We start from the raw sequence: 9,434 nt of genomic DNA, 5'->3' as shown, positions 1-9,434 counted from the left end.
AGCTAGTGTGTCTCTTGACCAAAAAAGCCAATAATATTTTCTTTCACTTCTGTGCTATCTGTCATGTTATTTACTCTCACACGAAATTCAGATGAGCCTTGAAGCCCGCTACTGTACCAACCTATGTGTTTGCGGGCCATCTTTATTCCTGTGTCATTTCCATAGTACTCAAGAATATTGTCGTAATGCTCGAGTATGATGCTTAATCTCTCTGAAGCTGTTGGCTCAGAAGTTTCACTTCCACTGAGAAAGTTCATTGCTTGATTAATCAGCCAAGGTTTACCGTAGGCACCACGACCTATCATCACTCCGTCTGCTCCAGATTCTTTGAGAGCATTCTGAATATCATTTAAATTTTTAATATCGCCATTTACTATAACTGGAATTTTCACTTGCTCTTTAACATTTCTAACGAATTTCCAATCTGCTTGACCATTATAAAGCTGCGCTCTTGTTCTTCCATGCACAGTGATCATTTTTGCTCCTAAGTCTTCGGCAATTTTCGCAAGTCTCGGGGCATTGCGATTTTCATCGTTCCATCCAGTGCGCATTTTTACTGTAACTGGCACATTCACTGCCTTGACTACAGCTTCAATTATTTCAGCAGCCTTTTTTTCATCACGCATTAGTGCTGATCCTGCATAACCGTTTACAACTTTCTTAACAGGGCAACCAAAATTTATATCTATAATTTTAGCTCCCATATCCTCATTCAATTTTGCAGCTTCTGCCATAACATTCGGTTCGCATCCAGCAAGCTGAACAGCAGTTAATGCATCGACTTTTGCTTTTTGCAAACTCTGGCGAGTTTGCATAATCATAGCTCTGCTTGCAATCATCTCTGAAACTAACAAACTTGCACCAAGTTTCTTCACAATACTTCTAAACGGATAATCAGTCACTCCAGACATTGGAGCTAAAATAACTGGAGAATCAATTGTCAAATTTCCTATTTGGAGGGGCATAAGGTCAATGGTAATTTTTCATTGATTACATAATGCAACACAAACTTGCATTCTCCCTTGAAATAGAAGACTGAGATGTTTTCGTCCTTGGCGGACGCTTACGATTTCTTAGATCTTCCTTACATTTCTCATCTTCCATAAGCGCTCTTGTAAATTCTTCTCTTTTCTCATTCAAATCAAATTTATATTCTGATAACTTTTTGTCAATTTCGTCAAATGATTTGTCTTCGTTAAGCATTTGTGTAATTTTATGAGCATTTTCTAACGCAAATATTCCACAGTTATACCCGTCACTTTGCTGCTTAGTTGGGGAAATTCTTATGTCTAATACCCATTCCTCTTTTTGCAGTTCTCTTTTAACAATATTTAGCACATTATCTGGCAATTGATTACCAAATGAGTCACAGTAATAAGCTCTAAATTTTTTATCACCTGCATCAGGTTTAATAACCAAAGTTACCCAATGATTATTGTTAATATGAAGAACCGAAGTAAATATCAATTTAGAATTTTGTTTGAATTCACCTCTATAATTCTGAAGAAATTCTTTTGTGAGTTCGTCCCAACCATTAGAATAGCTAGGGGCAAGAAAATAGACATTATTATTACTATGTTCACTTTGTGAGTACCCATATACAACTCTTGCAATATGTGTAATGTCATTATCATCTAACCAGTAACTATAGTTTTTTCTGTTTGTCTGATGCACAAGAGTGTCCAAATCTTCGTGAAACTCTTTACCACCCAAACCACTATCCAAAGAGCTTCTACGACTACTGTTCCTTGAATTGGGTTCACTTCCTGGTACAATACCACTATCTCCATCTTGAGTTTTTTGCTCACCTTGACTTGCTCTTTTTCCATTAATATAGTTCTTCGCTAAGTAAAATAAAGGTTCAACAACCATTTTGTATGCTACTGTAAGAATTATTCCCATTAAAACCCAAACTACGGGGTTAGAGATGAGCATAGCAAGTGGAAAGGTCAATAGAGGGGATCCTATTACCGCCCCTAAACAGCCAGCAGCGAATGTGGCTGCTAGGCATACACAAGTAGCGTAGATAACGAATTCCTCACCAGCAAAGTCAGTGCTCTCTTTCTGATTATTTTTTGTAATACCCAACATACTACACCCTATGAACGCTAAGTTAATTAAATTTTAACAAATTCTAACAAAAAAATCAACCATAATAATTTTAGTAGTATGAGAATATATTGAATATTAAGAGCTTTTGGAGTACAGTAACAATGTTAGTAATAGCACAATATATGCACGATATAGAATATATACGCAAAAACCCTGAAGGATTTGAAAAGGCAATGAAAAGCAGGGGAATTAGAGAATCTACTGCGGAAGAGATATTAGAAATCGATCACGAGAAAAGATCATTAACCACTAAACTGCAGGATTTGAATAGGCAGCGCAATGAAATCACAGAGGAAATAAAAAAGCTTAAAATGAGCAAGAGCCCCTGTGAAGAGCAAATAGAGTTGTCAAAAAGCATCACAAATGAGATAGAGGCAATCAGCTTAAAAGAACAAGCAGAAAAGGATAAGTTAGTGAATGTTTTATCTAACTTGCCGAATATTCCTGCGCAAGATGTGCCAATAGGCGCAGATGAGAACTCTAATTTAGAGGTGAGAAGATATGGAGGAAAAAGACAGTTTGATTTTGTACCAGAATCTCATTATGAACTCGGAGAAAAATTAGGTTTAATGGACTTCGAACAAGCGGCGAGAATTTCCGGATCAAGATTTACGATATTAAAAGGACAGTTAGCTAAGCTTGGACGAGCGCTAATAAATTGTATGCTTGAAATGCATGTTAATGAATTTGGCTATACTGAGGTGTACCACCCGGCTTTGGTGAAAAACGAAGCTATGTATAATGTTGGTCAGCTACCGAAATTTTCTGACGATTCGTATTTAACTACCGACGAATTGAGGTTGATTCCCACAAGTGAAGTGTTTTTAACAAATTTAGTTGCTGACAAAATAATGGAAGAAAAAGAACTGCCTATTCGCTTTACTGCATATTCGGAGTGCTTTCGTAAAGAAGCAGGTAGTGCAGGTCGCGATACCAGGGGCATGATAAGGCAACACCAATTTGGTAAAGTGGAGTTGGTAAGCATCACAACTGAAGACCAATCAAATGATGAGCTTGAGCGTATGACGAGTGTTGCTGAAGAGATATTAAAAAAATTAGAATTGCCATACAGAGTAATGCTGCTTTGCAGTGGCGATATGGGTTTTGCTGCACAAAGGACTTATGACATAGAGGTATGGTTACCTGGGCAAAATAAATATAGAGAAATATCAAGCTGCTCAAATTGTGGTGCATTTCAAGCAAGAAGGATGAACGCTAAATACTCTTCAGAAACTGATAAAAAGATGAAAAAATATATTCACACTTTAAACGGCTCAGCTTTAGCTATAGGAAGAACGATTATTGCCATAATGGAGAATTATCAAAATTCTGACGGGTCGATTGCAATACCAAACGTGTTGCAAAAATACATGAGTAATGATACTGTTATAAGCAAATAATAATTTTGACATATAGAAAAGCGAGGAAATAAAGATGAAGGTTCTGGTTATAGGTTCTGGTGGGCGTGAGCACGCTCTACTTTGGGCTCTAAAAAAATCTCCTATCTTGACTGAGTTATATGTAACTCCTGGTCGCCAAGCTATGAAAGATCTTGGGGCTCTTGTGGATGTAAATATTCAAAATTCAGTGGATGTTACACAATTTTGCAAGAGAGAAAATATAGAGTTGGTTGTTATTGGTCCAGAACAACCAATAATTGATGGGCTTGCTGATGATTTAGTTGCAGAGGGAATAAATGTTTTTGCTCCAAGTCAAGCAACTGCAAAACTTGAGGGATCGAAGTCTTTCACCAAGGGACTATGTAAACGATATGGTATACCAACTGCCAAGTACGAGTGTTTTGTTGATGAAGGGTTAGCTAAAGATTTTGTACGTAGCAATAAAATAAAGTTTCCACTTGTAGTGAAAGCAAATGGAATTGCAGCAGGAAAAGGGGTGGTTATATGTAATACAGAAAGCGAAGCTTTTTCAGCAATAAATTCAATGCTAGTGGAGAAAAAATTTGGTGAATCAGGTGAAGAAATAATCATAGAAGAGTTTTTAGTTGGAGAAGAAGTAAGTTTTTTTGCTCTTATTGATGGGTTGAAAGTAGTAACTCTTGGGTGTGCAAAAGATTATAAGAGAGTTGATGAAAGTAATGAAAGCCAAAATACTGGAGGTATGGGGTCGTACTCATCACCTTCAATTATAAGTAAGGACATGGAGCAAAAAATTATCCAAAAAATAATATACCCTACAGCTCAAGCATTGGTTAACATGGGTACGTCTTATAAAGGAGTACTCTTTGCTGGTTTAATGATTTGCAAAGATAGCCCAAAACTTCTCGAGTATAACGTTAGATTCGGTGATCCAGAAACGCAATCTATATTACCTAGATTTGATTCAAATTGCGATTTGTTAAAATTGATGTTGTCAGTTGCAGAAGGAAAGTTAAATGTCAAAATGGTGGAACTTAACAACAAATCTACAGTTTGTGTAGTTGTTGCAAGTAAAGGCTATCCGGGTGATTATCAAAAGGGAGAAGTAATTAAAGGATTAGATAAGATTGAAAGCATTCCTGGTGTGTTGGTGTTTCATGCTGGTACTAAATTCGATGAAAGTGGTAACTTAGTTTCCGATGGCGGAAGAGTGCTAAATATAGTAGCAGAAGGGAGCACTATAGAGGAAGCCAAAAGTAAGGTGTACTCAGCATTAAATTTTTTAGAATGGCCAGGGGGCTTCTTCAGATACGATATCGGTAGTTAATGTTAGCTGTCGGTTAGCAGGTGGTTCACAGAAACGAAAAACTTCCTTGACAAACTCCGCCAGCCCCCTTATCATGAAACTGAAGCTATTGTATTTGCTTTCGCCAATCTGCAGATTAAAAGGTAAGGATTACTTAATGTATCGGCGTCTTATGTTCAATTTTTTGCAGTATATAGATACTGTATGTCTTTACAAAACTTCATCTACATCTAGATTTTTATCTAAATAAGCTGAACGCGCTTATAAAGCGTTACAAGACATCAAAAAATGCCAATACTCGACAGAGATAGTAAAAGACTAGCTAACTCGGGGATTCTTTGTCTTTTTTTCTGCTTGGTAAATTTCTTAAACATTTGCAGCATAGGTTAGTTGCAATTAAAAGCAGCTAAATCTTGCTTGTCAAGCGTTTAAAACATAAAAAACGCCAATATTTTAAAGCAGATAATAACCCCAGGGCTTCTTTTGCCTTTTTTTTCATTTGGTAAATTTCTTAAATATTTATGGCTAAACGACAATCGTCATCCCGCAGCGGGATCTAGAGATACCGCGGCGGTATGACGTAGGGAAACCTTTCTTGGGTTAGCTATAAAACTAATCAGCATCTTGTTTAGCACATATAAATTAAGTTTCATAAATATAGTGTTAAACCTTGAAAATATGTTATAGCTACTTCTTCCAATTTAGTGGTGGGTTTTAACAGTACACATGTCGCTTTACTATCTACCAACTCAATCACCATAGAAGCTACAGTCATTACTTTGCATCCACTTATATTCCGTACTTTAACATTTGTTCTACTTTCTATAGGAAGCTTTACCCCCCCTACATCATTACGTACAGCAGTATGATTTATTTCATTTTTAGTTCCACTACTATGCTGCAACAAGATATCCCCATTAACTTTTATTTCAACATTTTTGTCACTACTACCATTGTTAAAATTTAATCCCTCATCTCTTCTACTTTGTCTTTTTTCTTTTAATTTTAATTCAGTTTCTCTTTCATCAAGTACGGAAACGGTAGGAAATGGGATGTGAGTTTTTTCCTGACCATCTTGATTTATAGCTCTTGTTGTATTAAAAGCTTCGTTGCTTTTACATGATATTGTATAAGTAAGTGGTGTGTAGATTTTTTCTTCACTATCTGGATATTTTATAGTTATTGTTGCATTAAGAATGTCTTTCAGAATATCGTTTTCTCTAGCTATGTCTAAAATTTCTTGAATAACTTTGCGATCATGTAATGCGGCAAGTAACTTATCAGTTACTTTTTGATTATTTTTATGTTTTATGGTTATTGTTGTGTTAAGAATGTCTTTCAGAATACCGTTTTCTTTAGCTACTCTTAACATTTTCTCAACAGCTATACTATCTTTACGTAGTATAGCATAAGCAAGTGGTGTGCAAGTTTCTTCCTGACCATCTGGATATTTTATAGTTGTTGTTGCGTCAAGAATGTCTTTCAGAATACCGTTTTCTTTAGCTACTCTTAACATTTTCTCAACAGCCATACTATCTTTACGTAGTATAGCATAAGCAAGTGGTGTAACAGTTACTCTCCGACCATCTGGACATTTTATAGTTATTGTTGCGTTAAGAATATCTTTCAGAATACTGTTCTCCTTAGAGATTTTTAAAATTTCTTCAATAGCTATACTATTTTCACGCAGTATAGCATAAGCAAGTAGTGTGTAAGTTACTTCCCGGCTATCTGAATGTTTTATAGTTGTTGTTGCGTCAAGAATGTCTTTCAGAATATCGTTTTCTTTAGCTACTCTTAACATTTTCTCAACAGCTATACTATCTTTACGTAGTATAGCATAAGTAAGCGGTGCGCAAGTTTCTTCATGACCATCTGGACATTTTATAGTTGTTGTTGCATCAAGAATATCTTTCAGAATACCGTTTTCTTTAGAGATTTTTAAAATTTCTTCAATAGTTTTGCTATTTTTACATGATATAGCGTAAGTAAGCGGTGTGTAAATTTCTTTCTGACCATCTAGATATTTTATAGTTGTTGTTGCGTCAAGAATGTCTTTCAGAATATCGTTTTCTTTAGAGACTTTTAAAATTTCTTCAATAGTTTTGCTATTTTTACATGATATGGCGTAAGTAAGCGGTGTGTAAATTTCTTCTTGACCATCTAGATATTTTATAGTTGTTGTTGCGTCAAGAATATCTTTCAGAATACTGTTCTCTTCAGCTGCTACTAGAATTTCTTTAATAATTTTGCCATCCTCCCAGAACATAGCATGAGCAAGTGGTGTGTAAGTCACTTCCCGGTCTAGATATTTCATGGTTGTTGTTGTGTTAAGAATATCTTTCAGAATACTGTTCTCTTCAGCTGCTACTAGAATTTCTTTAATAGCTTTGCTATCCTTCCAGAACATAGCATAAGCAAGTGGCGCGTAAGTCACTTCCTTGTTATCTGGATATCTTATAGTTGCTGTTGTGTTAAGAATATCTTTCAGAATACCGTTCTCCTTAGAGACTTTTAAAATTTCTTCAATAGCTATACTATCTTCATATAGTATAGCATAAGCAAGTGGTGTAACAGTTGCTCTCCGACCATCTGGATATTTTATAGTTGTTGTTGCGTTAAGAATATCTTTCAGAATACCGTTTTCTTTAGAGACTTTTAAAGTTTCTTCAATAGTTTTGCTATTTTTACATAATATGGCATAAGTAAGTGGTGTGCAAGTTTCTTCCTGACCACCTGGATATTTTATAGTTGTTGTTGCGTCAAGAATGTCTTTCAGAATACCGTTTTCTTTAGCTACTCTTAACATTTTCTCAACAGCTATACTATCTTTACGTAGTATAGCATAAGCAAGTGATATAATAGTTGGTTCTTTACCCCGATGTTTGCTTACTTCCGTAGTAAGAATTCTTTGTTTTTCCTTTTCAGATATTTTTTCTAGTTCTTCAGCAATGCTACTTTCTTTGCCTTCTATTTTTGATGCTAATTTTAAAATACTTTTTTCATCTTTCTCTTTCAATTTCGAATCGTTTACCTGATGAGTCATTTTTTTTCTCAAGGTCTTTCTTATTAAACTAAGCATAACATTTTCTCTCTTCGTGGTTATAATATTTGCTTTTATGAATCAGTTGTGTTGATAATGTATTAATTGCATAGTTCAGACATTGTTTTATAAAGCAAAATTTTAGTAGACCACCTTACAAGAACGTTTCTTGCTAATTCTGAATCCGAAAAAAGGACGCAGTAAAGTTATTTGTAAGGGAAGAATGAAACTTGTAGCTATAGCTAAACTGACTTACGATAATTTGAAAAACCGTCATCCCGCTGCTTGTTAGCGGGATCTAGAGATACCGCGGCGGTATGACGGTTCGCAGTGGTATGACGGTTCGCGGCGGGATGACGATAAGCTCGTCATCCCGCTACATTAATATTGTATTAATAAAAACTTAATAATAATCCTTAATAATATATGAACTAACATGTTCGCAATTTCGTATGACAGAGGAAACAAAAGATGGATATGCTTCCTTATACGTTGCAATTCAGGAAGGTAATATTGAAGCTGCAGAACTACTAATAAAATGTGGCACAAACGTCAATGATCATTATGAACGCAATCGTACGCCACTGCATATTGCCATCGGACGCAAACAATTAGAAATAGCAAAATTGCTGATAAAAAATGGAGCAAACGTTAATGCAAAAACTCAAAATCATGGTAAAGATGATCTAACACCAATGCACTTTGCAGTTTTTGCAAATACGCCAGAATTTATAGAATTACTAGCTAGCCATGGTGCATTGATTAATGAAAGAGAAAGTACCGAAGGGTATACTCCTCTTCACTTTGCTGCTTTATATGGGAACAAAAATATAATACAAGCCTTAATTGATAAGGGACAAGATATTGAAGATGTGGACAATAATGGGCGAACAGCTCTGTTTTTAGCTGCTAGGCAGTGCACTGAAGCAGAAGATGATAGCAGAATAGAAATTATCAAGTATTTGATAGACAAGCTCAAAGCAGATGTAACAAAGAAAGACAATAATAACAATGCAGTACTCTTTCCTGCCGCTAATAATTGCCCTGGAAAAGTGGTAGAATTCATCATTGAGCAATATATAAAAATCTTTGAGTTAGAGAATTTTATCAACCACAAAAATAATGATGGAATGGATGCTTTGGATATTGCGCTGAATAGTGGAAACGAGAAAGCTATTGAAGTATTAAGATCATATGGAGCAGATATCAAGAATAAGGTAGATGGTAGCATTCAAAAAATTACTGCAGAAAAACCAAGTAGTACCCTAGACAGAGCAGAAAGTGCAGAGGTAGCGCCTCCAATTAAGCAAAGAGTATAAAGCTTTTTATAAAGCGATTATAAATTTCAGTAAGTTGCAGAGGCTCTACAATGGGAAGTGTAGTATGTTAGCAGATACAAATGACTAGATAAATTATATTTCATTAAAGTCATTTATCTTGAAACATAAGCAGGATTTTGTATAGTTGTTTCAATTTGGGTCTGTATATTGAAACAACGCGTGAAAATGACAGGTCATTGTACAAGAGGTACCTAATTCACCGACAAGAATGCTAGATAAAGACACTTACATTTCAATTATTTCACAATTTCTGT

The 9,434-nt window shown here is 35.4% G+C and carries 6 protein-coding genes; 3 read left to right on the top strand and 3 right to left on the bottom strand.

Going from position 1 to position 9,434, the window contains the following annotated elements:
* Positions 1-2: 2 nt before the first annotated feature.
* Together dusB and AAGD76_RS02880 are read right to left on the bottom strand one after the other, a co-directional pair.
* Positions 3-965, bottom strand: coding sequence for a tRNA dihydrouridine synthase DusB (gene dusB / locus AAGD76_RS02885; RefSeq protein ID WP_213862743.1), 963 nt, complete (start codon positions 963-965; stop codon positions 3-5).
* Positions 966-990: 25 nt separating this feature from the next.
* Positions 991-2,091, bottom strand: a complete 1,101-nt coding sequence (locus AAGD76_RS02880) for a Ulp1 family isopeptidase (protein ID WP_341820339.1) — start codon at positions 2,089-2,091, stop codon at positions 991-993.
* A gap of 143 nt (positions 2,092-2,234) precedes the next feature.
* Here AAGD76_RS02880 and serS point away from each other — a divergent pair, with 143 nt between their 5' ends.
* A complete protein-coding gene (gene serS / locus AAGD76_RS02875) occupies positions 2,235-3,512 on the top strand; it encodes a serine--tRNA ligase (RefSeq protein WP_038198549.1) in 1,278 nt (425 codons plus the stop codon).
* Positions 3,513-3,546: 34 nt separating this feature from the next.
* On the top strand, positions 3,547-4,818 hold the full coding sequence (gene purD / locus AAGD76_RS02870) for a phosphoribosylamine--glycine ligase (RefSeq protein ID WP_138264878.1): 1,272 nt from the start codon (positions 3,547-3,549) through the stop codon (positions 4,816-4,818).
* A gap of 628 nt (positions 4,819-5,446) precedes the next feature.
* Here purD and AAGD76_RS02865 read toward each other — a convergent pair.
* Positions 5,447-7,879, bottom strand: a complete 2,433-nt coding sequence (locus AAGD76_RS02865; RefSeq protein WP_341820338.1) for a hypothetical protein — start codon at positions 7,877-7,879, stop codon at positions 5,447-5,449.
* A 413-nt stretch (positions 7,880-8,292) separates the two neighbouring features.
* Between AAGD76_RS02865 and AAGD76_RS02860 the strand changes: the two genes are divergently transcribed.
* The gene (locus AAGD76_RS02860) at positions 8,293-9,159 is read left to right on the top strand and encodes an ankyrin repeat domain-containing protein (RefSeq protein ID WP_006280296.1); all 867 of its coding nucleotides are present in this window, start codon (positions 8,293-8,295) and stop codon (positions 9,157-9,159) included.
* The last annotated feature ends 275 nt before the right edge of the window (positions 9,160-9,434 follow it).

Source organism: Wolbachia endosymbiont (group A) of Cydia strobilella (assembly GCF_964026745.1).
GTDB classification, from domain to species: domain Bacteria; phylum Pseudomonadota; class Alphaproteobacteria; order Rickettsiales; family Anaplasmataceae; genus Wolbachia; species Wolbachia pipientis.
This window is presented reverse-complemented; position numbering and strand designations above follow the sequence as displayed.